The following is a 25,504-nucleotide window of genomic DNA, read 5'->3' on the forward strand; positions in this document are numbered from 1 at the left end:
TGACTGATTTCCCCTTCCATCAATGCGGACAACCCGGTTGCCGTCGTTTGACCGAAGGAGCTAATGAGATAATCACTATAGAGGTCGAACAGTTCATCGTTTTTCATAGTTCAGATTGTAGCATATCCCTGATTTTCTGGGTGCGTAAGGTGAGTTTGTAATATCTTTGGTATTACGTGATTACAAATTTCAAAAGCTTGCTTCTCAGCTTCTGAGCCACACTCGGTGAAATAAATTACTCCATCTATGGTATTTGGGGGCGTGTAATAATCTCTTTCTTCAGCCAGTGCAATCTTTGAGGCTGTAACAATTCTATTACCGCAACGATAGTTGAGTTGTAGTTGAAAAGTTTTGACTTGATCATGCTGGGATAACTGCTGAAATAAATCAGGTTTTGCTCCCATAAAGCTATAAATAGACTGATCTCTATCCCCAACAGCGAACAGACGCACACCTACTTTAAAACATAAGTGTAATACCATTTGGTGCAATGCTTTCCCAAGATCTTGGTATTCATCTACTACCAAGATTGGGAATCGAGATAGGATCAAATCGCTAACCCATTCCTGCTCCTCAATGAGTCTAAGGCCAAGAACAACCATGTCATGAAAATCAATGAGACCTCGGCGACGAAGAGCGTGTTCATATGCTTGTATAAGTTCTACCTCCTTTGCAGTCAGTTCTGAGTGGTTGTGATTTGGTCCTAGGTAGGCATGACGTATTCTCTCAAAGTTTCCAAGATTATTTTCTGGGTTCTCAATTTGGCCCAAACTACTTTGAGCCTCTTCAAGCGCATTTTGTCTATCAACTAGTTTGGCAACTGTAATAGACGTGGATATTCCTATATCAGACAAATAACCATAAGGAATAATAATGTGTTGCAGACAGAATGTATGAATTGTACCTACGAAAAGACTTTCACGTCCCAACACTTCTAAGTCCGCAAGTCTACGTTCTAATTCGCGAGCACATTCATTACTGAAAGTCACGCAAGCAATTCCACGAGGCTCTGATACATCCTCGTGCAGCATTCGGGCAACTTTAACCGCAAGCGTTTTTGTCTTACCGCTTCCTGGTCCAGCAACAAGCACAACGTGGCCTTGGGATTCATATGCTTGCCATTGTCCAGAGTTCAGTCGGAGTTTTTCTGCTTCGAGAATGTATTTTGGAGTGTTTTTATTCACAGCGTCGAACTATTTCAGTTATTGCAGATCGAATGTAGTCCGGACATGTCTCAACCGTTAAACGTTGTGCCAAATTTTGAGCGAAACGTCCCTTGCTGATACCTTTAATATCTTCAAGAAGCCTTTCTATATCTACATTGCCAGGATCATTTCGCCATATCTCAGCACGCCTTCGGGCGGCTCCATTTTCGCTAAGAGCAATGACAGTATCACATATCGTCTCATGCCCTCCTGATCGAAATAAATCTACTTCTAGCGTATGTTTATTGATGAAAATGCCGTATTTCTGACCCTCATGAATACAGTTTTCATCTGTTAGATCATTTACACTACCATCGGGTATCAATATCGAGAGAAGCCTTCTCACTCGTGCAGGCCCCAGGGCAGTTCTTGGTTCTGTAGAATTGCTCCTTACTGGATCAAAGTCGGTCAAGACTACATGAGGAATATTAAGTGCGCTTGAACCAAGCAATTTAATGTAAGGTTCAAAATGTGTTCCAGCAATAGAGCATACAGATATTCCATGTTCGTCAAAATCATATCCAAGCAGTTTTGCAAGAACTGGGATGATGTATTCCTCTGCATCTCCCTCAACTAACACTACACCCCGTGCAAATAAGATTTCTCCTCTCGTTACTTCAAGGTAGCGTTCTAAATCTGCCACTTCATCTTCTGTCCACTGCGTATTCGCTGTTGAAACACCCTCAGTGGCACCTATACGTGGATTGCGCCGAAGAAGAACAAATGAACGAAGTGGGGCGATGCTCACAATATGCGGTGAGTGGGTTGTCATTAAGATATTTTGATGTAGAGGTTCATCGTGCTCTGTTGGTGTCATGCTACGCGAGCGTAAAAAGTGGCGATATGCTAGTCGCTGAACATGCGGATGAAGGTGAGCTTCAGGTTCCTCGATAGCAAGAAAAGAGTGATGCCTTTCCCCTTCGTCAAGTGCCTTCTGAATTTCTAGCGTTCTTAATGCGATATAAAGAAGATTTGCACTTCCTAAGCTTGCTTGAGCTATATCTCGGGTACCACCATCAATGTGAAGACGAATTGCGCGAAGAAGTGCTTCTGTACGCGTAGATGCAACCCGTAATGAGGTATCTATATTATGGATGGGGCCTACCATACTCGAAAGGCGTTTTGCAATTTGTTGATCTAATTTTTTAATATATTTGTTTTGAGATAACCTGTTCTGTGTATCATGAATAGATTGAGTTATCTCTCTTAATTCTTGTGCAGATATATTTGCAAATGCACGATTTAGCAAGGGTTGTAGTGGTGAGCGACGAAAAGTGGCTAGATCATTCTCAGCATCCCGTAGAGCCTGAAGAAGATCAAGCGGCATCCATCGCCGTTGACGATATCCTATCTGGCGAGATGGATCATCAGCACCATAAAGAAGGAATTCATATTTAGGCGAGGCTTCATTGCTTTCATTACCGCTTTGTACGCACCTAAAAAGATAGTTTAATCTTGCAATAAATGGTTGCTTCTCAATCAAGCAATCGCTGAGTGTAGCTTTGAGATCGTGGCTATATTCAAAATCTATTAAATCCACTATTATGTGAATAGAAGCATCTCTAGGAACTGGATCACCAAGACCATCCCAAAAGTCTGTTGTCTGTAACTGTCGTACACTATCAGGAAGCGAGGAATCGAGTACCAGTCGGAGTGCAAACAGAAAGTTAGTCTTCCCGACTTTATTTTCTCCTACAATAACCGCATGATTACCCATTTTTACATCGAGATGCTGAAAGTTGCGAAAGTTCTTAATCTGGACGCCATGGATACGCATTGAAAACTCCAGCAAATGAGATTACAATTAGAGGAGTGCAATCCTGTCAGGTTCAGGAATATACCCTCACCCTCCCCGTCATCAACTCCTCCAGCAGCGCCCGGAACAGTTCCTCGTGCAGCGCCGTCTCCCGTTCCAGTCCCGCAATCACCGCGTCGCAAGCCCGTAGGATTTCTGCGACCTCGCGCTGCTCGGCAAGGGGTGGGATGGGTATCGCCAGCGTGGACAGCTTGGATGCACTAATATTCGATTGGCTGACACCTCGTGAAGCCATTCCTTTGAGCCGACATTGCGTAGACGACCAGTTGAGGTAGTAATTGAGAAAAGCAGGTTCAGCCTTCTCGTAGTCAGGTATGACACGGACAAGATATGAAGCGAACACGTAGTCGCCATCAATATCGAACATACCTGTACGACCAACATGCTCAATGCTATTTGTCCGGTTGAATAGCAAGTCTCCTTTTGCGAGGCGATATTGGGCAAATGTTGCGGATTCGAGATTAATAAATTGAAGATCCTCAGGAACAACCTGTCCACCAGTTAGGTTGTTCATACGCAGTATGGGGTAGCTCCCGGCGACCTCGCCACGAATCGACAAGCCATATTGTGTCCCTTGAATTGCTTCACCGAGCTTCACCACCTCCCACCCCTCCGGCACCTCGCCAATCTCGGTCATCTTCGTTGGTGCGCCGCGTGTCCCTTTGGTAAAGAGCGCCTGCATCAGCGCGGCCTTACGCTCACGCTCTAGCTCTGCCGCACGCCGTCGGGTTTGTGCCGCCGCCTGCGCCGACCGCAGCGCCGCCGCGATGGTGCGCTGCTCGGCGAGGGGGGGGAGGGGAATATAGGTCGCTTTATATTCCTCGAAAGATAGATTGCGGATGCCCGTCGTTCGACGCTGGAGCATTTCGGTCTGACCTGAGATATGAAAGTAAAACAAGAACGCATGCAAATACTCTGGCTCTATCGCTATTCGGTCTATGACACGTAGGCGTGAAGTGAAATTACTGAAACAATACTCACCTTCTCGAAGATCAAAGAAGGCTACACGTCCAACTGGCTGTTTCGGGCCTCCACCTGATCGCTCAATAATGATGTCTCCCCATAGGAGACGCTTACGTAAAAGCTGACGTGATTCGATCTCTATGAGCGCAACGTCTGACATATCCAAATTGCCATTGTCTGAAAAATTGGTATTTCGGACAACAGCACACTGAACCAAAGGCTCTTTCTTTCCTGTCCAGATGCCGTTTTCAAAGGCAAAGAACTTTTCATCATTAAGTTGCACCGTTCGCCACCCATCGGGCAGATAGTCAATCTCGCTCTGATTAAGTACTAGGTCAGCAGTCATAGTGATAGTACTTTCGGGTGATTTTCAAACAGTACTGATTTTGAAAACATACAACGAACAAGTATGCTATAATCCCTGTATTGAGGCGAACATAATTTCTTTCCATACATACAGGAGGCTCCAATGTACGCTTTTCTGACTCTACTAGAGGAACTGCTGACAGACCTAACACTCAAGGCACTCATCGTTATCGGGTTTCTCTTGCTCGTCTTGATGTTTCCGTGGTGGGCTCCACTCCTCGCAGAAGTAATCAAGATGCACCCATGGGGTGCGGCTTTCCTATGGAATTGTGGCATCTAGTCGCCTGCTGTTCAGCCTCACTCAGCTATCGGAAGAGACTAGCAGCCCTAATCGCTCCACCACCCTGGCCAACTCCGCATCTGCATGCTCACGTTCGACACGGGCGGAGGCAATGTCGGCCAGGATCGCATCGAGCGGGCGATGTTGGGCGCGGTCGGCCACACGAACAAATTGCGAGGGGCTAAGGTTATAGTCAGCAGCACGGGCTTCTTCCAAGGTAATCACCTGGCTCAGCTTCTCACGGCTAATCCAAGCGCGGTAGGTATCGGCTATCGCCGCTATCCCCTCTTCGGTCAGTTCGTTCTTAGGCTTGCGCTTGACGAAGTAAGCCGAGGCATTCACCAGCAGGATCTGGCCCTTACGCGCTTCAGGCTTCCTCCGGCGCAGCAGTAGGATGATCCCCGGCGCAGTGGTATTGTAGAATAGGTTCTCCGGCAATAGCACCACACCCTCGATCATATCCTGTTCCACCAGAGCAGCGCGGATGGTCTTCTCTTTATTCGCGGACTTACTGCCCGACCCACGCGAAACCGCCCCAGTGTCAAGGACAATCGCCGCCCGTCCGCCATCCTTCAGGCATGCCAGGATATGCTGCACCCAGCCCCAATCGGCACTACTACCCGGTGGCTGCCCCGCCCCAAAACGCCCCCAGGTATCGGCGTCATAGAATGCTTCGTCGTAGTTATCCTGGTTCCACATCGGATTGGCGACCACATAATCGAAGCGTTGCAAGCCAGCCCCAGAACTCGCAAAACGTGGGTTGGTAAACGTATCCCCAATCGCAATTTGTGAGTCGGTATAGTCGTGCAGGAACATGTTCATCTTGGCCATTGCGTAAGTAATCGGATTCAGCTCTTGGCCAAAGAGACGCGGTGCTTGGCTGCGCTGCGTTGGGCACTGCTGCTCGAAACGTAGGCGTGGCTTGAGCAGCAATCCACCGGAACCACAGGTGGGATCGTGAATTTCTGTGTAGGGCTGTGGATCGAGCAGATCAGCCATCAGGAAGCCGACCTCTTTGGGCGTATAGAACTCGCCCGCGCTCTGGCCCTGCCCCTCAGCGAACTTGCGCAGCAGGTACTCATACGCTCTGCCCAGCACATCGGGCTCAGTATTCTGGAGGCCCAGCCGATGCCGACTGATTATCTCGATGAGTGCGGCCAGTCGGTCATCATCAAGCGTGCGCTGACCACTCTGGCGCTCATTAAAATCCTTGACATCCAGTACGCCCTGGAGATCTGTGTTCAGCCGTGCCGTCTCGCGCATCGCCGTGGTGACAAACTCACCTAACTTGCCATTGGCCCCATGATTGCGGATGCGATCCCACTGATAGGCTATTGGCACGAAAAAGCGCACAATCGGCTTGCGACCAGTGCGCAGAGCGTCGGCATGATCCTGCTCAATGACCGTGCGAGCCACATCCTCACTACCGAAAGATGCAACGTGTTTCGCCACCTCATCATCAAAGACATCAGAGAGACGCTTATAGAAGATTAGCGGAAGGATGAAATCCTTGAACTTAGGGGCATCGGTTGCACCACGAATGGTGCAAGCCGCATCCCAGAGCCATGTTTCAAGGGCAGGAATATCGAGTTGCTCGCTGCGTGCGGACACCATAGTGATCGTTGTCGGGTCGTTTTTATTTGCAGCGGTAGGTGTTTTGCGGGGGCGTCCACGAGGCACGGTAAGCATCCTTATTAAGCAACCAACCCTAGATTGCGAGGAGCGGCTTCATATTTGTTTGCGCCTAGTATAGCAATTCAAAAGGAGAGCCGCAACATAGTGCGGCTCTCTCCTAGGGCCACGTCATGCCACCTGACCACCCAGCGACTGAAGTCGACGACTAACCCCACAAAGTCCGCCTACGCAGGCTTGCTCCAGCCCGCGTAGGCGGGCTTTGCACCATCTAGCCGGGGGATTCATCTCCACGGCGACCCCAGTGTGAGAACAATGACGTGGCACTAGGCGCTTCCCCACCCCGATCCGAGGACTATCCAGTCACCAACAGCGGCACGTTACTCGCTTGGGTCACCTTCTCGGCGGTACCGCCAAGGAAGGTATGCACCGAATTGCTCACGCCTTGGCGTCCGATCACGATCATGTCAATGTGCTTGCGGGCGGCCTCTTCGACAATCTCCTCGGCGATATGTCCCACCGGAACGCTCGTGGTTACATGGCGCCCCACATCACGAGCGATCCCCTCGGCGATATGGTCGAGGTAGCCGAAAGCTAGTTCGCGCAGCCGTCCGGTGGCAGCATCAGCGGAGAGGGTCGCAATCGGTGCCTCGACCGGATCAATGACCTGCGAGAGCAATACCTCAGCGCGGGCGACATGCGCCAAGGCGGTGCCCAGTGGCAAGGCACGCTCAGCGGTGATTGAGCCATCCAGGCAGATCATCATGCGGCGGAGCGCCGGTGAGGCCGGACGTTCTTTGTCCTCGACTCCCCGCACCACGAGTGTGGGGTGGGTAGACTGTTGTAGCACACGGGCGGTGACACTGCCCAGCGCCCAGCGTAACAACCCGCTCTTGCCGTGGGTGGCCATGACAATCATGGTGTCGGTGTAACGTCCTGCTGCTACCACAATCTCTTCAGCCGGAACCCCAAAGGCGACCTCAACCTCAACCTTTGTTGCGTGTTCAGCCAGAGCATCGGCGTGGTGCTTCAGATAGGTCTCGGCCTCCGATTGAAGCGCCTCACGCATATTCTCCTGCTGCTCATCCCGATCCCCCAAGGTGTCCCCGGCGGCTCCCAACAAAACCGCCTCGTAGCGTACCAAATTGTTCACCACCCCCGGTGGTACAACCCGTAACAGTCGAATCGTAGTTGGTACCAACCCGGCCAACATCTGAGCGAAGGGAAGTGCCTGCTCGGCAAGTGATGATCCGTCAAGCGGCACAAGTAGATTGAGCGACGACACTGTCTGTCTCGACATACCGGTTTCTCCTTGTTGCTCACAGTACGCTATATGTGTTATCAACCCGGTGGAGAGACGCACGATAGAACGTCTCTCCACCGGAGGGTTTGGTGAGTGGAGGGTAGGGATGAAACATAATTCCACTCTATCTTGTATGATAGCAGAGCCAGATACGTTTTTGGGGGAAGTTCTCTGCACGCGGGGTTAGTAGGATGACTATAACTTAGCTTTCGCCGCAAGTCGCGTAAGCCTTACTCCTCCTGCTCCATGTACCCGCCCTCTCCACCATTGCGCATATGATCGAGGTAGTCTTGCAGGATGATCGAGGCCGCCACCTGATCGATCTGCTGTTTGCGCTTCTCTGGCTTTACGCCCATCTCGCGCAGGAGTTGTTCGGCCACTGTCGTGGTGTAGCGTTCGTCAAACAGCATGATCGGTAATCCTACATGCTGCTCAAGCTCTTGAGCAAAGGTGCGGGTCTGTTCGGCTTGTGGCCCGATCTCGCCACGGAGGGTGAGTGGTAGCCCGACCACGATCACCTGGACTTCATGCTCGCGCACGAGGCGGGCGATCATGGTGAGCGCTTGGGGGCGTGGGTTGGCATTGATGGTGGTGAGCGGGCTGGCGAGCATCCCTAGCGCATCGCTGAGGGCAACTCCGATCCGCCGCTCACCAACATCAAGCCCAAGGAGACGTTGTTCCGGCATGCGTTAGCGACTCTCAATGCGTAGCTGGAAGTCCCAGCCCGGCAGTTGGGGCACGTTGGGCAGAACGTAGGTACCGATCAAGCCCTGTTGTTGCATTTGGGTCAATGCGGCTTCGGCCTCAGCACGCGACTTGCCACGGATGGCGGCGCGCACCTGATCCAGCACCGCGCCACTGAGGCCGGGGCCACAGGCGGGATCATGGGTGTTGGGACTGATCAGGCCATCCACCGTCAAGCGCTCTCCGTCCCAGTTCCAGTTAGTAATCGCGGAAGCTTTGCAATCGCCCGGTTTCAGTGCTCCCGACTGCCGTAATAACTCGGTCAGTGCGTTGCTGAGTTGATCCTCGATCTGCACCCCCGGCGCACTGATCAGGGCGCTGTATCGCGCCTGAACAATCACCGTGAAGGTGGTGTTCTGCGGGTCTACCATCTCGCCAATTGCGGGTGAGGAGGTATAGGTGAAGCCTTGGAGTTGCTCAAGATCGACCCGCCGGGGGCTGATGGTCGTCGGTTCAAATTCCATGCCCCGCGCTAGGGCTAACCCCTGGAGTTGTTGCTGGGCCTGGGCATCCAATTGGGCGAGGGCTTGGCCAAGTAACGCCTGGACATCCTGCTCCTTGACGATCCAGACCGGCGCTTCGCTGCCGCCCGTGAGTGGCCCGTGTTGTACGATCAACGCTCCGCTATTGATGTTGAAGCTCTGTCCACCGGGGATGATGATGCGGCGGAGGCTGTTGGGTTCCACATTCGAGGCACTGCCCGCTGAGCGTGCGATCAGATCGATGGTCGCTGTTCCGCGTGTGGTGATGATCTGTGCCCCCTGGTCAATCGTCACTGAGGGTGGGATCGTCACCGCCACGTTGTTGATGAAGGGTACCTCTTGGCCATCCGGCTTGACGGCGATGAACTCGCTACCAGCAGGGAGGTTGATGCTTTGCGGGCTACTATTGTAGATCGTGATCGTGCCCTGGGCGGTGCCCGATGCGGCCATGACCGACTCGGTGATTTGGCCCGCGATGCTCACCGCTACGTCGCTGCTGATTGTCTCGACTTCGACGGCGGTGCCACCACCCATGCCGGGGGCCGCCATCGGCACCATCATGGCCGTGATCGGCTCGATCTGGTCGGAGCGAATCGGGGGTGTGACCTGCACCGTGACGCTCTTGCCCAAAAATAGGAACGCGGTCACGCCGAAGGCGATCAGCAGGATGAGCGCGATGAGCAGCGGGATGAGCAGATTCGGGCGGCGCGGCGGCAGCAGCACTGCCTCCTCATCATAATTGGGCCGCTGGCGTGGCGCTGGTTTCGGCTCCGGGCGACTGGGCCGGGGTGGCGGTGGCGGCGGTGTGCGGCGCCCGGTCTGGTGGGCACGCGCCTTCTCTGAGGAGGATAGCTCGATATCCTCCGGGCGGATGCGCTTGGGCGGCGGTGGGGCGATTGGCCCGCGTGGCGCCGCGTGGCGCAGATCGGCCTCGTCCATGTCAATGCTGTCGAGGGCATCGGCAAAGTCGTCGTCGGCGGAGGCGCGGCGTAACGGGGGCGAGAGATCTTCGAGTGCCGCGAAGAGATCTTCGTCGGCGGGCGAGAGTCCCGCACGGTTGGTTGGTGGTAGATCGTCGAGATCGTCGAGCGCATCGAGGAAGGCAGCATCACGCGCACTCAGATCTGCACTTTCGCGGCGTGCGGGTGGCGCTGGCATGGCAGGCGGTACCGCCCGCGCTGGCCCTGGGGTGGGCGCTACCACTCGCGTATCGTCTACCTCTAGCGTCTCAATGCGCGCAAAACGAGCAGCCTGGAGTGTCTGTTGGTCTGAGGTGATCAGCACCAACTCCACCTCGTTCCGTTGCACGAGCGTGCGCAGCCGTTCAAGCTGGTCTGGCTGTTGTAAACCGGGTACATCTTCCGGCACTAACAGTTGCACCCGGCGTGCCCCCGACTGCCCGATCTTCCGCTGAAGCGTGTCAGCGGTGTCGTTGGGCAGCACTAGGATCAGAGCGGTCTCATCGGCGACCATAGAACCTCCGGGCCGGGATGGGCAATACCACCCCGGATTCCTCGTCTACTTCTTCTGCTCCGCAACCAGTTCGGGCGCACGGGCGATTGCGTCGGCCAGTTTCTGCACATCGCGGCCACCAGCCTGGGCCATTTCGGGGCGTCCGCCGCCACCACCACCAACGATCTGGGCTAAGGCTTTGACCAAGTTTCCGGCATGGTAGCCCGCCTTGACCAGATCGGGGGTGACCATGGTAAGAATCTGGGGTTTCTCACCAATGACACACCCTAAGACTATCACACCACTACCTAGTTTGTCGCGTAGCCAGTCGCCCATTTCGCGCAGCCGGTTGGTATCTTCGGCCTCTACTTGAGCGGTTAGCACCGCTACTGCGCCATCACGGTTGACTGTATCGAGTAGCGATTCTATCGAGGCGCGCGCCATTTTGCCGCGCAGGGCGTCGAGTTCTTGCTGGCGCTGGCGGTTTTCTGCCACCAACTGCTCAACCCGCTCGCTGACTTGAGCCACCGAGACCCCTAGGCGTCCGGCGAGGTCACGCAGCACTTCGGCCTGCTGTTCGGCCCACACCTCAGCGCCGCGTCCGGTGAGCGCTTCGATCCGGCGGATGCCGCTGCCGATGCTGCTCTCGCCCACCAGTCGCACATAGCCAATCTCGCCGGTGCGCTTGACGTGGGTGCCACCACACAACTCCTGCGAATCGCGGGAGGCGAACTCCATGCTCGTGGCTCCGTTGCGCTCAATCGTTACAAGGCGCACCCGGTCGCCATACTTTTCGCCGAAGAGCGCAATCGCTCCGGCATCAAGCGCGGCTTGGTAATCCATCACCTGCCACGCGACGGCCCCATCGGCGCGTACCCAGGCATTCAGGCGGCTCTCAATCTCGCGCACCTGGGCGGGTTCGAGCGCCCGGTTATGAGTGAAGTCGAAGCGCAGCCGATCCGGGGCCACCAGCGACCCGGCCTGGGCCGCATGTTCACCGACCACATCGCGCAGGGCGCGTTGGAGCATGTGGGTGGCGGTGTGATTGCGCTCAATATCGGCACGCCGCGTCACCGCAACCTCGGACTGCACGGCCTCACCCACTGCGATCTGGCCCGCCTCGATCACCCCGTAGTGGACGATCAGGCCGGGGGCAGGGCGGAGCGTATCATCCACCCGTACAGTGCCGTGGGGGCCAACCAGGCGTCCGCTATCGCCCACCTGGCCGCCGCTCTCGGCATAGAAGGGCGTGCGATCCAGCACGATCTGGACGGGGCTACCCGTGCTGGCGCTACTCACATCATCGCCATTCGCCACCAGCGCCAGGATCTGGCCCGACGCGGCAATCTGGGTATAGCCGAGGAACTCGGTGGCGGGCAGCCCCTTATCGGCCCAGATCTCGGCATCGGTGCCACGCTTAAACTGCGCCGCCGCCCGCGAACGCTCGCGCTGCTCGTTCATCGCGGCGGTATAGCCCGCCTCATCTACCGTCAGCCCGGCCTCCCCGGCGATGCGCTGGGTCAGATCGAGCGGGAACCCATAGGTATCTTTGAGCACAAAGGCGTCGGTACCGGGAACCGCATCGTCGCCACTGGCCTGCACCTGCTCGATGATCGTACTCAGGCGCGAAATACCACCGGAGAGGGTGCGGAGGAACTGCTGCTCCTCGGCATCCGCCGACTCCAGAATGAAGCTACGCCGCTCGGCCAGTTGCGGGTAGGCGGGGGCCATCTCGTCAATCACGGTCGCGATCACCTCGGCCAGGAAGGGCCGGGTGAACCCGATACTGCGCCCCTGGTAAGCGGCGCGCCGCAGGATGCGCCGCAACACGTAGGAGCGTCCGTTATTGCCGGGGAGCACGCCATCCGCGATCAGGAACGCAATCGCCCGGCTATGATCGGCAATCGCCCGGTAGGGAGCCAGATGGGCACGGTAGTGGGCCTCGTCGCTGCCCAGCGCACTGATAATCCGATTGATGATCGGCACAAACAGGTCGGTATCATAGTTACTATGTACCCCCTGCATCACCATCGTCATGCGCTCCAGCCCCATGCCCGTATCCACCGACTGACGCGGCAGCGGGCGCATGGTCGAGCGCTCGTACTGCATAAAGACGTTGTTCCAGATCTCGACATAATCGGGGTCATCGCTATTGACGCCCGCCGCGTTCATTTTGGCGAGATCATCACCGATATACATGGTGATCTCGGAACACGGCCCACACGGCCCGGTGTCACCCATCACCCAGAAATTATCTTTACGCCCGAAGCGCAGCACCCGCGCAGGATCAGCACCCTGAGCGATCCAGAGTTGCGCCGCTTCCTCATCGGCGGGCACCTCATCATCACCGGCAAAGACGGTGAACCAGAGCCGCTCGACAGGCAGTTTAAACTCCTCGGTGAGCAACTTCCAAGCCATCGCAATCGCATCGGCCTTAAAGTAATCGCCAAACGAGAAGTTGCCCAACATCTCAAAGAAGGTCTGGTGGCGCGGTGACGGCCCCACCTCCTCAAGATCATTGTGCTTGCCCGACACGCGCAGACACTTCTGGGCAGTCGTAGCGCGGCTATAGGGGCGCTGCTCAAGGCCCAAAAAGACATCCTTAAAGGGCACCATGCCCGAATTGACAAAGAGCAAGGTCGGATCATCCGCCACGACAAGCGAGGTACTAGGCACAATCGTATGCCCGTGGCGCTCAAAGAACTTCAGATATGTCTCACGGATCTGAGCCGCACGCAACTTCTGGATGCTCATAGAGAAGGGCCTGTTCATTTCTTGACGGGGAACATGTGAATTGGGCGTGATCATAGCACAGCCCAATATGGGGTGTCAAACCTTATGCCAGCAGGTACCTGTTTACACTTGGGTGAAAGAAACGTTATTGTTCACGCGAAGGCGCGAAGGTTGTATTGAAGGCTTTGCGCCTTCGCGTCTTTGCGTCAAAACCTGGAGGCTAGGAGAAGTATGAACAGTTACTTGATAGGGTAACTGTTCATGGTAGGGCTTGACGTATATGCAGTATTTGACTATAATTATAGTCAAATACTGCATTATCAGTTTCAAGGATCGGATATGCCTCCACAATCGCCCTATGGCATCATCTATGCGCCTATTGTCAAAGAGCATCTCCGTTCGATTGACCGGAAATACTACACACTCATTCGGACGGTTATCCAAGAGCGATTAGCGTATGAACCAGCCGAAGAAAACCGCAATCGGAAACCGTTGAAACGACCAGCGTTTGAAACGGCGACATGGGAACTTCGGTTTGGGCCAGACAATATGTTTCGGGTGTTTTATGAGGTACAGATGGCGTCGCATGAGGTACATATTCTTGCTATTGGCGTGAAACTACGTGACACGGTCTTTATTGGGGGGGAGGCAATCGAGCTATGAAAATTGCATCAGTTGCGGATATCAAGGCAAAACTCAGTGCCTACCTCAAGGCAAGTGAGGATGAATTGGTTGTGATTACCCGCAATGGCAAAGCCATCGCCGTCCTACTTCCGGTAGAGGACGACGAGGAGTTGGAGCGCCTAGTCGTTGCCTATTCGCGCCACTTTCAAACGCTCCTTCAGACGGCGCGCCAGGAGATTGCATCAGGATCTGGCATCCATCACGATCAATTCTGGGAAGAGATGGGCGACGAATCAGCGTGACTTCCCGGAAGCTAGGGTTTGGGACTTGACACGCGCTCTTCTGGTTGTATAATTAGTGTAATTTTAACACTAAACCCTAGTTTTTGGTGGTGTTTGGCGGCGCAGCCGCCAAACACCACCAAAATAAAGATCTTCGGAGGCGGCGCAGCCGCCCCCGAACCCCCACCGTAGGTACCCCTTGCCGAATAGATAGAATCCGGAGATCCACATGAACCCAGCCAATCAGCGCACTGCCGAGGGCATCCTCTTTACCGACCAGTACCAACTGAGTATGGCCCAGCTCTATTTCCGCCAGGGTGTCCATGAGCAGATGGCCCAGTTCGACCACTTCTACCGGCGTAACCCCAACTATGGGATGCACGAGGCGGGTTACTGTGTGAGTGCGGGCTTGGAGTGGCTGGTCAATTGGATGCAAGAGGTCTACTTCCACGATGAGGATCTGGACTATTTGCGCAGCCAGCGCACTCGCACAGGTGCGCAGATGTTCGGTGAGGATTTCCTGGCCTACTTGCGCGAGTATGGTAACTTCAGCCAGATCAGTCTGCACGCCATCCCGGAGGGGCGGGTGGTGCATCCCAATGTGCCGCTGACGATTGTGCGTGGCCCGTTGGCCATGGCGCAGATCCTCGAAACCCCGCTGCTCAACCAACTCAACTACCAGACCCTGATCGCCACCAAGGCGGCGCGTATCCGCGAGGTGAGCCGGGCGGCGATGGTGTTGGAGTTTGGGCTGCGGCGCGGCCAGGAGCGCGGCGCGAATGCCGGGACGCGGGCGGCGCTGATCGGTGGGGCTGACTTCACCTCTAATGTCGGGCTTTCCCATGTCCTCGGTCTCCCTCCTAAGGGTACCCACGCCCACGCGATGGTGCAGGTCTTTTTGGCTATGGGCCACAGTGAACTCGATGCCTTCCGCGCCTATGCTGAATCGTACCCCGATGATTGTCTGCTGCTGGTAGATACGGTCAATACGCTCGAAAGTGGTGTCCCGAATGCGATCCGCGTCTTTGAGGAGCTACGCGCCAAGGGCCACAGCCCAATCGGGATTCGGCTCGATTCGGGTGACCTCGCCTACCTCGCGGTGCAGGCGGCGCATATGCTCAATGCGGCTGGCTTTGAGCAGACCTCGATTGTGCTCTCCAACGATCTAGATGAACTCTCGATCTGGCAGATCCAGTCCCAGATTGTGGATGAGGCGCACCGCCACGCCATGGACGCCGATGCGGTGATTAAGCGCCTGATCTATGGTGTGGGCACACGGCTGGTCACGTCGCATGGCGAAGGGGCGCTTGGTGGCGTGTATAAGCTCGTGGCGTTGCAGAAGGAACAGGCATGGCACCCGGCGATCAAGATTGCCGATACCCCTACCAAAATGACCAACCCCGGCCTCAAGCAGGCGTGGCGGCTGTATGACCAGCGCGGCCAGGCGACTGCCGACCTCATCACCTTAGAGGATGAAGCTCCGCGCCAGCAGCCCCAAATCGTCCTGCGCCACCATAGCGATCATAGCCGCCACCGCACCCTGCGCCAAGAAGATCTAACCTGGATCGAGCCACTATTGGTGGAGGTGCTGCACAATGGCCAACTGGTCGCCGATCTGCCCACGCTCGATGCCATCCGTAAACTCAGAATCGCCGATGTGGATCGTCTCGATACCGGCGTGCGGCGGATTATGAACCCGCACATCTACCACGTCTCGCTCAGCCAGTCGCTGTGGGATCTGAAACAGGAATTGCTGCGTGCGATGGGGATGTAGTAGGGGCGAAGCATCGCCCATCCCGACCATGCAGGAGCGCCCCAGTTCCGGGGCGATGCTTCGCCCCTAGCATCGCCCATCCCGACCATGCAGGAGCGCCCCAGTTCCGGGGCGATGCTTCGCCCCTAGCATCGCCCATCCCGACCATGCAGGAGCGACCCAACCCGTTCCGGGGCGATGCTTCGTCCCTTTTGAAAGGGATCGTATGCAAATCCAGCACACAATCGAAGTCGAAGCCCCATTACAGGATGTGGCCGAGGCATTACTCCCTGGTGAGGGTGCCCAGATCGTCGCCCGTGGCGGCGCGTGGCTCAACGGGCGGCGCGTGGCTGATCCAGCCACCTCATGCATGCCGGGGCAGACGTTGGTATTACGGCGGCCTCCCGCCGGAGGCTACCGCGAGGTTGATCTGGTGGTCAGCGACATCCTCTATGAAGATGCGTGGCTGATCGCCATCAACAAGCGCCTGGGGTGGTATGTGAATGCAATCCCCTGGGACGCCCAAGGTAACGTGCTGGCGGCGTTGCAGCGCTACCTCCGCGCCCGCGACGGCGTGGTTCCACCACTACACCTCGCCCACCAACTTGATCGTGACACCAGTGGGGTGCTCCTGCTCAGCCGTGCGCCCACGATCAACCCCACCCTCACGGCGGCCTTTGCGGGGGGCCACGTCGCAAAGACCTACACATGCCTGGTGGCCGGAGTGCCCGCAGCCAGTGGCGAGGTGCGCAGCGGGCATGGCCGTTCGGCCAACGGGCTGTGGCGCACCTACCCGCTTGAGGAGGTTGGCCGCGAGCTACCCTCTGGTGGGGGGCGGGTCAAATTTGCCCACACCAGCTACATGATCGAGCGTATCCTCAATGACGCGGCTCAGGTACAGTGTACCCCCCACACCGGGCGCACCCACCAGATCCGCCTGCACATGGCCATGCTGGGGCACCCCTTACTCGGCGACACTCGCTACGCGGGGCCGGGTGAATATGCAGGGATCACCCTCCCCGGCCACCTGTTGCACGCGGCGCGGCTGCGGCTGGTGCATCCACACACCCAAGAGTTGTTGGAGATCACCAGCCCGCTTCCTGACCTCTTGCAGCGCCTACTCACTCCATAACCCCCAAACTAATCAGAAAAATCATCAACGACAACTCTAGCGCCTTGATCGTATCCAGGCGTACTCCTTGCCAGAACGCATCCTGCCCCAGCCACCACCAGATTCGATTCCACCCTCTGCGTAAACGCGCCTCTTCCCACTGCCGCAGTTGCGCCACGCACGCCAAGCGAAACAGCCGACGAGTTTGGATCACGAGTGTTGTTGCCCACACCCCAGCGATCAAGAGTTGCAGAAATAGAGCCATCGTTGTGCTCCTTTCGTGCTGCCCTGAATACGAAGTGTGGCGTTGTTGATGGCTCAGCCACCAAAAACGCCACACCAGCGCGGGTTCAGAATAGGTTGGATGAATCATGTATCAGACATCACTCATAGCATAAAGTATGCACCCATGCCGCCCCTTTTTGCAAGCAGAATTTCACCCCAGACCCCTGAAAAAACTTCTCTGTGTGGTGATGTTTGGCGGCGCAGCCGCCAAACATCACCACACAAGATCTTCTAATCCTCTTCGGGTGGCGGCACGATAGCCCGAATACGCCGCCGAATACTCAGCGCCAGCACAAACGAGATGGGCGAGAAGGCCGCCAGACAGAGCAGCACCATGAGTACCCCGTAGCGATCCGCGAAGGAGATCATCTCGGCTTGGACAAATGTGGCCCGGTAGGGGCTATCATCGGCGGCGCGTTCAAGCTGAAGATCGCTACCGAGCAATGCCGAATCAACCGCACTGGTATGCAGGCGGGTCAGGTAGGGGGCCGCAGTGAGCAGATCGGCCACCCCAGCATCCGGGGGCGGGGTGAGGTTCTCCACTGGCCCGGCAAAGATCGGTGTGAGTCCCGTGGCTTCGTAGCGATGCTCGCTCAGTACATACAGATCGAGGCCCATGGGTGGTGCCGCGAGGCGCATCGGGTAGACCACCTCTTCCGCCTGATAGCTGATCCGAATCGGTGGGGTTGCTCCGCCACTGGCTGCATTGGCCAACCCCACCACTACAAAGTACCAGCCTTCAGCCACATACTCGGCCAGCAGCGGCTCTGCTGCTGCCGGGAGTTCGTACTGGTTCTCGCCTAACCATACCTGAAGCGCGGGCGCATCGCTACTGCTGAGGCTCGTAATTACCAGATCACCCAACTGCTGGCGGCCCAGCAGATCCACATTCGGCGGGGTCGGCGTAGGGGTGGTGCGCACCCGCCACACATAGCGATTCTGCTGATCCAGATCGGGCTGGGTCGCATCGCTTAGGTAGGGGAAGAGTTGCGCTAACTCGTGCGGCTGATCAACGCTGGGAACGCCAGGGACGGGGATGACCAGTGCCGCATTCGGGCTGGCGGCATGCACATCAATGGTGAGGATCAACTGTTGCTGATCCCCGCTGGCAATCAGCAGCGCCCGTTCATAGCTGATTTCGGCCCCCAGGGGCATGCTGGCGGCACGGGTAGACGTTGTAGTCAACAGGAGCGTGGTGAGCAGTATTAGCAAGGGTAGGGTGCGCAACATTCTATCCTATTCAGAAGATCTGGCTCTATCCTTTAGACCCAAACCAGCGTGTTGTCATGATTCCGTCATGTGCCGTAAGCCTACCGTAATATACGTAGCTTGTTCGTTCCATCCGGCGCTCAGTACTATAGCATTACACGGCAACAGTGGCTAGGGGCGAAGCATCGCCCACCATGTGGTTCGGGGAATACAAACTGGCTTGGAGGGCGATGCTTCGCCCCTACAAGGCGCACAGAAGAAGGAGGAACGGACATGAGACCGCAACGTGGAACGACTTTGGTTGCGGGAGGGCTGATTATCGCCCTCACCACGATCTTTGGCCTCTTCGCCTATCGCACCTCGGCGATCAATGTCGGGGCGGTGATGTATGTTCAAGGCTCCACAACTGGGGTCTGCCCACAAACGGGAGTGACGGTACCCGCCGGGTATCAGGGTTCCAATTTTAGCTTGGAGTTGCAGCAGTTCTGGCCCAACGAGCCAGTCAGTATCTCGTTCACCTTCCCCGATGGGCGTGTGCTCAGCCCGGTGGTGACGAGCATTAGTGACGATAACTCGATCCAGAATCCGGTCATGTCATTCATGTACAATGGGGTGGAAATCCCGATCAATGGGCTGGATGGTGTGATTGATATGCCCGCCAATTTCCCTTGGATCAGTGATACCACCGTGGGTGGTGACTACCACTACCCCTTCTCGGTTACCAACAAGTGGCCCTACGGGTGCTACGGTTTTATGGCCCATGGGCTATGGAGCAATCGGCAGACCGGAGCTCATTTTGTGATCCTGCCCAAGGTTGAGCCAACCCCCAATCCGGGTCAAGCCAGCCTGATCATTGAGGATAACACCACGGGTGATCCGAGCAGTTTGCAGGGTGCGTATGTGAATATCTTCGGGCGCGGCTTTGTGGCCAACGAGTTGATCTCGATCTGGATCACCGCACCCGATGGGGTGGTCTTCTCCTTCCCCTACCAGCCGGTGACGAGTAACATTGGCTCGTTTGCCGTGCCTTTCCAATTCAACGCCAACCATCCCACTGGCAGCTATGGCTTCACGGCCTTGGGGAATAGCAGCGGCTACCAGGTGATCGCCCGCTTCCATCTTGGCCCGCGCACTTCGCAGCAGACGGGTTGGAGCCAACTGCGTGTGGCCTACCCAGCCGCACGGAACGGTGCCCAGGGGACGCTCTTTGAGGTGCAGGGTAAGCGCTTCAATCCCTACGAGCGGGTGGATATCTGGATGACTCTGCCCGATAACTCGGTGCGCGGCCTGCCCTCGCAGTACGCCGACGCTAACGGTGAGTTCTTCGCCGACATCTACTTGGATGAGCGCTTGCCCATCGGTGAGTACGACTTCACCGCCAAGGGGGCGAGTAGTGGCAACCTCACCATCGCCACCTTCAACCTGACTACGGGTGGCCCGACGGTGCCCGTCCCTGGTCCCGGCGAGACCGTCAATGCGACTCCGGCTCCTGAGGTGATCTACTCGAATGATGCGCTTGAGACCGGGACGGACGAGACTCTCGGCCCACCACCCGATCAGACCGATCCACTGCCCGATCCGGCGGCCCCGATCTTCTAGTACTGTTTGGGGTTGATTTGATGGGTGGTCGTGGTGGCAAGCCACACGACCACCCATTAACGTATCTGCTTCAACACTGCTGGATTAGATCTAGACGACACAACGCATTTCTGCCTATCATCTCTGTTTAGTGGGGGAGATGAATCACCCTTTTTTCTCTTGACATAGATTAAAAATTAGTGCTACACTTCACGAGATCAGCTTTTTTTTTCCTGGAGGGGATCTGTGGAACGTCTCGATGATCCGCCGGATGTCGTTATCCGTCGGCTACCACTCTATGCACGCAGCCTACGTTACCTGCTCGATGAGGGGGTTCATTCGGTCTCATCGCAGGAACTTGGCGAGCGTATTAATGTCACCGCCGCACAGATCCGCAAAGATCTCTCTTACTTTGGCGAGTTTGGCAAGCAGGGTATCGGCTATGATGTCGAGAAGTTGCTCAACCATATTGAGCGCATCCTGGGCCTAACCCAGAGTTGGCCGGTGGTGTTGGTGGGCGTGGGCCATCTGGGCCAGGCAATTGCGCGCTATGATGGCTTCCATTCCCAGGGCTTGCGGATTGTGGGTCTCTTCGACACCGACCCGGCCAAGATTGGCCAGGAGGTCTCTGGGGTGCCGATCAGCGATTATGCCGAGATGCCGCGTATCATCCGCGAGACGGGGACGCGCCTCGCGATTATTTCGGTACCCGCCGCTGATGCCCAGCCGGTCGCCGATATGCTGATTGATGCGGGGGTGCGGGCGATTCTCTGTTATGCGCCGATTATTCTTCAGACGCCCGATCATGTCTGGGTGCGCTATATCGATCCGGTGGCTGTGCTGCATAGTATGACCTACTATTTGGCACGCGAGCATGTTATCACGTAGGGGCGAAGCATCGCTCTCCAGCTAAGTTTGTGTTATCCAGAATCGTATGCTGGGCGATGCTTCGCCCTAACAGTAGTATCTATGAACTACCGTGCATCGCTCCGCCTTCAGTCTATGCCGCTGCTGCTGCTGCTGGCTGTATTTGCGGCGATCATCCCTGTGCTCTGGATGCATCAAGCTCCCCCTCGTCTGCGCATTGCGCCCGATCTTCCCGTGCTGGCGCCCGCATTGCCCCCGGCAACCCGAATGCCTCTGGTTGGTGATCTCTCACCGGCGGAGGCGTTTGCTGCGCTTCAGGCGCGTACCACTACGCCCCTGGCAGTCCGCTGGAATATTCAGCACGGTATCCCCGATTTCCTCCACAGCCGCGATCTGACTGGCCACTTGCCCTATCAGCCGACGGCGCTGGAAGTAGGAAATCCGCTGGCGATTGCGCATGGCTTCCTCGATCAGAATCGGAGCCTCTTCGGGATTCGTGCTGTGGCCGAGGATCTGGCGCTGCTGCGCGTCGAACCCGATCTGCAACGTGGCTATGCCCATGTGCGCCTCGATCAGCGCTACGCTGGTCTTCCGGTGCTGGGGCACCAGTTGGTCGTCCACCTCGATCCTGAAGGGCAGGTGGTGGCGGTCAATGGCGAGTTCGCCCCCGCCTTGAATCTCTCCACCCAGCCCACGATCAGTGCCGCCCAGGCCGATGCGACCGCGCTGGAGTATCTGTGGGCCACGCAACTGCTACCCAGTGAGCTACCTACCGTGCAGGTGAATCCGCTCCCCGCAGAGACCCGTCTCGCGGTCTATGTGGATGCGACCGGGCAGCCTACGCTGGTCTGGGAGGTGACGATCCTCACCGAGCGCCCGCTCAGTCAGTGGCGCTTCTTTGTGAATGCAGGCCGCCCGCTGGTGGTTCACGCGATTGATGAGGTGATGCCGATTAAGCGCCGCAAGACCTATTCGGCACGCAATGGGACGAGTATTCCGGGGCGGTTGGTGATTGATGAGGGTGAACGCAGTAATGATCCGGTAGCCCAGGTTGCCCACGATGGGGCTGGGATTGTCTATGACTACTATATGCAGCATTTTAAGCGTGATGCCTATGATGGTCAGGGCAGCGCGATGGTTTCGACGGTTCACTACGGGAGTGATCCAGAGGATGCCGAAAATGCCGCCTGGGTCGGTGAATATGGCCAGATGATCTATGGCGATGGGGGCACGATCTTTAAGCCCTTGCCGTATGCCTTGGATGTGATCAGCCACGAGTTTACCCACGGGGTGATCGAGACGAGTGCCGGGTTGATCTATGAGAACCAGTCCGGCGCACTCAACGAGTCGTATGCGGATGTCTTTGGGGTGCTGATTGATGATGATGACTGGACGGTTGGCGAGGATGTGATCAAGTCGCCACCCTACCCTGTGCCCTACTTGCGCAGTATGGAAGATCCGAGCGCGGGTGGGAAGTATAACGCACGCAAACCACTGGCGAGTATCGGCCAGCCCACGACGATGCGCGAGTATGCCAACTTGCCCAACACGCGCCGCTCCGATAATGGCGGGGTACACGTGAATAGCGGTATCCCCAACCATGTCGCCTTCCTCGTGGCGCAAGCCCTGGGGCGCGAGGAGATGGGCCAGATCTATTACCGCACCCTGACCCAGTATCTCTCCCCCGGTGCCGATTTTCAGGATGCCGCCGATGCGACCGCCCAGGCGGCGGCGGATCTGTATGGCGAAGATGAGGCGGCGGCGGTACGGGCGGCCTTTGCGCAGGTGGGGATCACGACGGGGAGTACGACACCGACAACGCCGCCGGTGACACCCGAAACGAATCTGCCGGGTGGTGGGGGTGGAACGGTTCCACCGGTGGTGGAGGCGCTGCCCGCTGGGTGTAGTGATGTCATCCTGAATGGCGGGTTTGAACAGGAGGGCGGCTGGACGCAGGTCTCGCGGGGGGATGCCTCACTGATCGATCCTCAGTTGCCACTGAGCGGCAAGCGCAGTGCGTGGCTGGGTGGCACCGACCAAGAGCCGTTGCAGTACATCTACCAGGATGTGCGCCTACCCGCCAATGCAACCAGCATCCAACTTACCTACTCGCGGCTCGTCCACGAAGAGTTTAGTGGTCTCCTTGGTCTGTTGGCCGAAGATGCCACCTTTAGTGTCGTGCTGGCCAACGCCAAGGGCGATATTGTGGAGGCGATTGAGGAGATTCCCTCTTCCGCAGGCGATGATACCTGGGCCGAAATGAACGCCGATCTCTCGCACTATGCGGGTAAACCGGTACGCCTCGTCTTTGCGGCAGAGAATCCGCGTGGCAATGTGTCGAGCATGTTTGTGGATGAAGTGCATTTGGTGGTCTGTACGGGTGGCCAAGCACCCTCTGCCCCTCCCACCAGTAGCGGGAATCTGGTCTATATCAGTGGAACCATCACTAACGCCGACACCGGGCGTGGTGTGGGTGGGGTGCAGTTCTTTGTGGTTAAGCCGGGCGTCAGTGCCAGCCAGGCCGCCGCCGATGATACGCTCAGTGCGGATGAGGTGCTGACGATGGGCGTCACCGATGATAACGGCCTCTTCCGTACCAACGAGGCGGTTCCGCGTGACCAAACCTATGGGGTGATCGTCTTTGCGCGTGGCTACCGCCCGATTGTGGCCGATAATCAGGTCGTAATCCCCGCCAATGCGGGCAATCCCTTCCGGGTTGATGCGCAGATCCGGCGTAGTCGGTAGGGGCGAAGCATCGCCCGCCAACCTTGTTTGGGTTCCCCTGCTCTATGGCGGGCGATGCTTCGCCCCTACTTCCACCTATCACTATGACAGATAAACCTACAATCTCGTGCTGTATCTGCGATGCGCCATTAGCGCCACCGTATGCCATCTTAGGCCAGCGGGCCTATTGTGCCCACCACTTCGCCCTGGTCAATAAACCCCACGTTGGCTTCTGGCGCGCTGGGGTGGTGCAGATCATCGCCACGGGGCTACTCAGCGCTCTGGTCGCCTTCTTGGCCGGGTTGCTGGGGCCACTAGAGGGGACGCCGCTGCTTGTGGTTGGGTTGGTCTTGGCGGTGGTGCCCTCAATCATCTGGATGATCTTCTTCTACCAACAGGATCGTCTGGAGCCAGAACCGAAACACCGCATTGCCGCCGTCTTCCTGCTGGCGCTGTTGCTCGCCGATGTGATCGGGCGGCGGTTGGTGGATGAGTGGTTCCATGTGCGCGTGTGGGCCTCCGCCGATACCTTCACCTCGCTGGCCGCCGCGATCCTGATCGTTGGTGTTACGTGGCAAGCCATCGCCTATATAGCGGTGCGGCTGCTGGTCTATGCAACGCCGGAGTTTGATGAGCGGATGGACGGGATTGTCTATGGAACGGTGGCGGGCTTGGGGGTGGCGACGCTGATCAATCTGCGCTATGTGCTCGATAATGGCGGGGTGGCCTTGGCTCCCGGTGTGATCAATGTTGTGACCGCTTCACTCGCCCACGCCTCATTCGGGGGGCTGATGGGCTACTTTATGGCCGAGGCCAAATTTACCCATCGCCCCGCGTGGTGGGTGCCGCTCGGTTTTGCGCTCGCCGCCGGGCTGAATGGCCTCTTCACTTGGCTGATTGGCGAGGTGAGTGCGGCGGGTTTGAGTGTGGACTATTGGCGCTCGCTCCTGTTAGGGTTGGGGGTGGCGTTGGCGGCCTTCTTCACCCTGGTGGGGCTGATGCGGCGCAGTACCGAAGTGACCCTGCGCCAGAGTGGGAGGCCGCTGTGAGTTCTTCGCCGCTCGCGATCTACCGGCCACGTGTGTTACCCAAAGATATCGGGGTGGCGCTGGTGGTGCTCATGGCGCTAACGCTGGGCTGGTTGCTCATGTTTCAGACCCAGAACCGCACACGGGTGTTTCAAGAAGCCGACGATGGTATTCAGGTGCGCTATCCGGCCACGTGGCATAGCGTTGATTCGCTCCAAGATCTGCTGATCAAGCTCGAAGATTTGCAAACCGCCTCGGCCTTCAAGAGTACGCTGAGTATTGAACGCCGCGATCTCGATCCCAGCGCTCCGCCCACGCTTCAGGCATTGCTTGATCGACGGATGGAAGATCGTGCCCTGCTCACCGGCTACCATCTGCTCGCCGATAGCGAGACCAACCTCGATGGTGAACGTGCGCTTCTGCTTGAATATGCCTATGTGGTGCAGCCGATTGACACACCGCGCCGCGCATCGCTACCGGTGGTGGTGCATGCACGTGACTACCTCGTCATTGCGCGTGACCGCGCCTACATCATCAGCATGGCCGCACCCGCCGATATCTTCAGCCTGGCCAACCCGATCTTCACGCGGGTGGCCGCAACTATCCAACTGCCATGAATGATCAGCCCAAATATGTGCTGGACGGATTGAGTACGGGGGATTACGACACCAGCCTCACCCCAGAAACCGGGGATGACGAGCTAGAATTGCCGCCGGGGGCACTGCTCGCCTTCCGCAGCAGTGGCGGGATGCGCTTTACCAGCCGCGAGTGGGTACTCTACCGTGATGGCTGGATCGTGGTGAACGACGAAGCCCCCCGGATGCGCCACATCAGCCGCGCCAACGTGGCCCACTTGGCGCACCTCGCGCTCCGTGCCCGCCTCGCCCGCCCGCGTCCGCGCCCCACTCCCCCCGCCGATGGCTACATCTACGAGGTCGTTGCGCATTTGGGCGGGCGCACCTACCACGCCGAGTTTGCCCAGGCCAGCATCCCGCCTGAAGCCGCGCCGCTGTTGCGGGCATTGCGGGCGTTGTAGGGGAAGAGGATTACCTTCGCCCCTATGTGCTA

Annotated in this window: 20 protein-coding genes; 10 read left to right on the top strand and 10 right to left on the bottom strand. The window is 57.0% G+C overall.

Annotated features, from left to right (window positions below; all coding sequences use genetic code 11):
* Nucleotides 1–110: 110 nt before the first annotated feature.
* The 8 genes from EKD03_RS08095 to alaS form a co-directional block, all read right to left on the bottom strand.
* The gene (locus EKD03_RS08095; RefSeq protein WP_129629406.1) at nucleotides 111–1,184 is read right to left on the bottom strand and encodes a UvrD-helicase domain-containing protein; all 1,074 of its coding nucleotides are present in this window, start codon (nucleotides 1,182–1,184) and stop codon (nucleotides 111–113) included.
* Nucleotides 1,177–2,982 (bottom strand): ATP-dependent nuclease, encoded by a 1,806-nt coding sequence (locus EKD03_RS08100; protein WP_129629408.1) that lies wholly within the window; start codon nucleotides 2,980–2,982, stop codon nucleotides 1,177–1,179. The genes EKD03_RS08095 and EKD03_RS08100 overlap by 8 nt, the downstream gene beginning before the upstream one ends.
* 52 nt (nucleotides 2,983–3,034) lie before the next feature.
* On the bottom strand, nucleotides 3,035–4,330 hold the full coding sequence (locus EKD03_RS08105; protein WP_129629410.1) for a restriction endonuclease subunit S: 1,296 nt from the start codon (nucleotides 4,328–4,330) through the stop codon (nucleotides 3,035–3,037).
* Between the two features lie 321 nt (nucleotides 4,331–4,651).
* A complete protein-coding gene (locus EKD03_RS08110) occupies nucleotides 4,652–6,244 on the bottom strand; it encodes a type I restriction-modification system subunit M (RefSeq protein WP_129629413.1) in 1,593 nt (530 codons plus the stop codon).
* A gap of 373 nt (nucleotides 6,245–6,617) precedes the next feature.
* Nucleotides 6,618–7,562, bottom strand: a complete 945-nt coding sequence (locus EKD03_RS08115; RefSeq protein WP_129629415.1) for a universal stress protein — start codon at nucleotides 7,560–7,562, stop codon at nucleotides 6,618–6,620.
* A 233-nt stretch (nucleotides 7,563–7,795) separates the two neighbouring features.
* Complete coding sequence (ruvX, locus tag EKD03_RS08120) at nucleotides 7,796–8,251, bottom strand: Holliday junction resolvase RuvX (protein ID WP_129629417.1); 456 nt, start codon at nucleotides 8,249–8,251, stop codon at nucleotides 7,796–7,798.
* A 3-nt stretch (nucleotides 8,252–8,254) separates the two neighbouring features.
* Nucleotides 8,255–10,264 carry a hypothetical protein gene (locus tag EKD03_RS08125; protein ID WP_129629419.1) on the bottom strand — a complete coding sequence of 670 codons (2,010 nt, stop codon included), beginning with the start codon at nucleotides 10,262–10,264 and terminating at the stop codon, nucleotides 8,255–8,257.
* A 45-nt stretch (nucleotides 10,265–10,309) separates the two neighbouring features.
* On the bottom strand, nucleotides 10,310–12,991 hold the full coding sequence (gene alaS / locus EKD03_RS08130; protein WP_174842844.1) for an alanine--tRNA ligase: 2,682 nt from the start codon (nucleotides 12,989–12,991) through the stop codon (nucleotides 10,310–10,312).
* Nucleotides 12,992–13,315: 324 nt separating this feature from the next.
* On the opposite strand from alaS, the gene EKD03_RS08135 reads away from it, so the two are divergent.
* The 4 genes from EKD03_RS08135 (at nucleotide 13,316) to EKD03_RS08150 (ending at nucleotide 16,766) form a co-directional block, all read left to right on the top strand.
* The gene (locus EKD03_RS08135) at nucleotides 13,316–13,639 is read left to right on the top strand and encodes a type II toxin-antitoxin system RelE family toxin (RefSeq protein WP_129629423.1); all 324 of its coding nucleotides are present in this window, start codon (nucleotides 13,316–13,318) and stop codon (nucleotides 13,637–13,639) included.
* Entirely contained in the window at nucleotides 13,636–13,902 is a 267-nt protein-coding gene (locus EKD03_RS08140) for a type II toxin-antitoxin system Phd/YefM family antitoxin (protein WP_129629425.1), read from the top strand. The genes EKD03_RS08135 and EKD03_RS08140 overlap by 4 nt, the downstream gene beginning before the upstream one ends.
* A gap of 208 nt (nucleotides 13,903–14,110) precedes the next feature.
* On the top strand, nucleotides 14,111–15,655 hold the full coding sequence (locus tag EKD03_RS08145; protein WP_129629427.1) for a nicotinate phosphoribosyltransferase: 1,545 nt from the start codon (nucleotides 14,111–14,113) through the stop codon (nucleotides 15,653–15,655).
* A 205-nt stretch (nucleotides 15,656–15,860) separates the two neighbouring features.
* Nucleotides 15,861–16,766, top strand: a complete 906-nt coding sequence (locus tag EKD03_RS08150) for an RluA family pseudouridine synthase (protein ID WP_129629429.1) — start codon at nucleotides 15,861–15,863, stop codon at nucleotides 16,764–16,766.
* Here the strand turns inward: EKD03_RS08150 and EKD03_RS08155 are convergent.
* Both EKD03_RS08155 and EKD03_RS08160 read right to left on the bottom strand, forming a co-directional pair.
* Entirely contained in the window at nucleotides 16,756–17,010 is a 255-nt protein-coding gene (locus EKD03_RS08155) for a hypothetical protein (protein ID WP_129629431.1), read from the bottom strand. The two genes, EKD03_RS08150 and EKD03_RS08155, sit on opposite strands and share 11 nt — an antisense overlap.
* Before the next feature lie 251 nt (nucleotides 17,011–17,261).
* The gene (locus tag EKD03_RS08160) at nucleotides 17,262–18,260 is read right to left on the bottom strand and encodes a DUF2330 domain-containing protein (RefSeq protein ID WP_129629433.1); all 999 of its coding nucleotides are present in this window, start codon (nucleotides 18,258–18,260) and stop codon (nucleotides 17,262–17,264) included.
* 252 nt (nucleotides 18,261–18,512) lie between these two features.
* Here EKD03_RS08160 and EKD03_RS08165 point away from each other — a divergent pair, with 252 nt between their 5' ends.
* From EKD03_RS08165 to EKD03_RS08190, 6 genes are all read left to right on the top strand, one after another.
* Nucleotides 18,513–19,838 carry a hypothetical protein gene (locus tag EKD03_RS08165; RefSeq protein ID WP_129629435.1) on the top strand — a complete coding sequence of 442 codons (1,326 nt, stop codon included), beginning with the start codon at nucleotides 18,513–18,515 and terminating at the stop codon, nucleotides 19,836–19,838.
* A gap of 225 nt (nucleotides 19,839–20,063) precedes the next feature.
* On the top strand, nucleotides 20,064–20,705 hold the full coding sequence (locus EKD03_RS08170; protein ID WP_129629437.1) for a redox-sensing transcriptional repressor Rex: 642 nt from the start codon (nucleotides 20,064–20,066) through the stop codon (nucleotides 20,703–20,705).
* An 81-nt stretch (nucleotides 20,706–20,786) separates the two neighbouring features.
* Nucleotides 20,787–23,429: a M4 family metallopeptidase gene (locus tag EKD03_RS08175; RefSeq protein WP_129629439.1), complete on the top strand. Its 2,643-nt coding sequence runs from the start codon at nucleotides 20,787–20,789 to the stop codon at nucleotides 23,427–23,429.
* Nucleotides 23,430–23,512: 83 nt separating this feature from the next.
* Entirely contained in the window at nucleotides 23,513–24,457 is a 945-nt protein-coding gene (locus tag EKD03_RS08180; protein ID WP_161569216.1) for a PrsW family intramembrane metalloprotease, read from the top strand.
* Entirely contained in the window at nucleotides 24,454–25,053 is a 600-nt protein-coding gene (locus EKD03_RS08185; protein WP_129629443.1) for a hypothetical protein, read from the top strand. The genes EKD03_RS08180 and EKD03_RS08185 overlap by 4 nt, the downstream gene beginning before the upstream one ends.
* Complete coding sequence (locus EKD03_RS08190) at nucleotides 25,050–25,472, top strand: protealysin inhibitor emfourin (RefSeq protein WP_129629445.1); 423 nt, start codon at nucleotides 25,050–25,052, stop codon at nucleotides 25,470–25,472. Before EKD03_RS08185 ends, EKD03_RS08190 begins: the two co-directional genes overlap by 4 nt.
* Nucleotides 25,473–25,504 lie beyond the last annotated feature (32 nt).

It is taken from the genome of Candidatus Oscillochloris fontis (assembly GCF_004138135.1).
In the GTDB taxonomy this organism is placed as follows: domain Bacteria; phylum Chloroflexota; class Chloroflexia; order Chloroflexales; family Chloroflexaceae; genus Oscillochloris; species Oscillochloris fontis.

What these genes read in the sequence shown, in the direction of transcription:
- EKD03_RS08100 (WP_129629408.1), bottom strand. Translation starts at nt 2,982, where the DNA reads ATGCGTATCCATGGCGTCCAGATTAAGAACTTTCGCAACTTTCAGCAT.
- EKD03_RS08105 (WP_129629410.1), bottom strand. Translation starts at nt 4,330, where the DNA reads ATGACTGCTGACCTAGTACTTAATCAGAGCGAGATTGACTATCTGCCC.
- EKD03_RS08110 (WP_129629413.1), bottom strand. Translation starts at nt 6,244, where the DNA reads ATGGTGTCCGCACGCAGCGAGCAACTCGATATTCCTGCCCTTGAAACA.
- EKD03_RS08115 (WP_129629415.1), bottom strand. Translation starts at nt 7,562, where the DNA reads ATGTCGAGACAGACAGTGTCGTCGCTCAATCTACTTGTGCCGCTTGAC.
- ruvX (WP_129629417.1), bottom strand. Translation starts at nt 8,251, where the DNA reads ATGCCGGAACAACGTCTCCTTGGGCTTGATGTTGGTGAGCGGCGGATC.
- EKD03_RS08125 (WP_129629419.1), bottom strand. Translation starts at nt 10,264, where the DNA reads ATGGTCGCCGATGAGACCGCTCTGATCCTAGTGCTGCCCAACGACACC.
- EKD03_RS08135 (WP_129629423.1), top strand. Translation starts at nt 13,316, where the DNA reads ATGCCTCCACAATCGCCCTATGGCATCATCTATGCGCCTATTGTCAAA.
- EKD03_RS08140 (WP_129629425.1), top strand. Translation starts at nt 13,636, where the DNA reads ATGAAAATTGCATCAGTTGCGGATATCAAGGCAAAACTCAGTGCCTAC.
- EKD03_RS08145 (WP_129629427.1), top strand. Translation starts at nt 14,111, where the DNA reads ATGAACCCAGCCAATCAGCGCACTGCCGAGGGCATCCTCTTTACCGAC.
- EKD03_RS08150 (WP_129629429.1), top strand. Translation starts at nt 15,861, where the DNA reads ATGCAAATCCAGCACACAATCGAAGTCGAAGCCCCATTACAGGATGTG.
- EKD03_RS08155 (WP_129629431.1), bottom strand. Translation starts at nt 17,010, where the DNA reads ATGGCTCTATTTCTGCAACTCTTGATCGCTGGGGTGTGGGCAACAACA.
- EKD03_RS08160 (WP_129629433.1), bottom strand. Translation starts at nt 18,260, where the DNA reads ATGTTGCGCACCCTACCCTTGCTAATACTGCTCACCACGCTCCTGTTG.
- EKD03_RS08165 (WP_129629435.1), top strand. Translation starts at nt 18,513, where the DNA reads ATGAGACCGCAACGTGGAACGACTTTGGTTGCGGGAGGGCTGATTATC.
- EKD03_RS08175 (WP_129629439.1), top strand. Translation starts at nt 20,787, where the DNA reads ATGAACTACCGTGCATCGCTCCGCCTTCAGTCTATGCCGCTGCTGCTG.
- EKD03_RS08180 (WP_161569216.1), top strand. Translation starts at nt 23,513, where the DNA reads ATGACAGATAAACCTACAATCTCGTGCTGTATCTGCGATGCGCCATTA.
- EKD03_RS08190 (WP_129629445.1), top strand. Translation starts at nt 25,050, where the DNA reads ATGAATGATCAGCCCAAATATGTGCTGGACGGATTGAGTACGGGGGAT.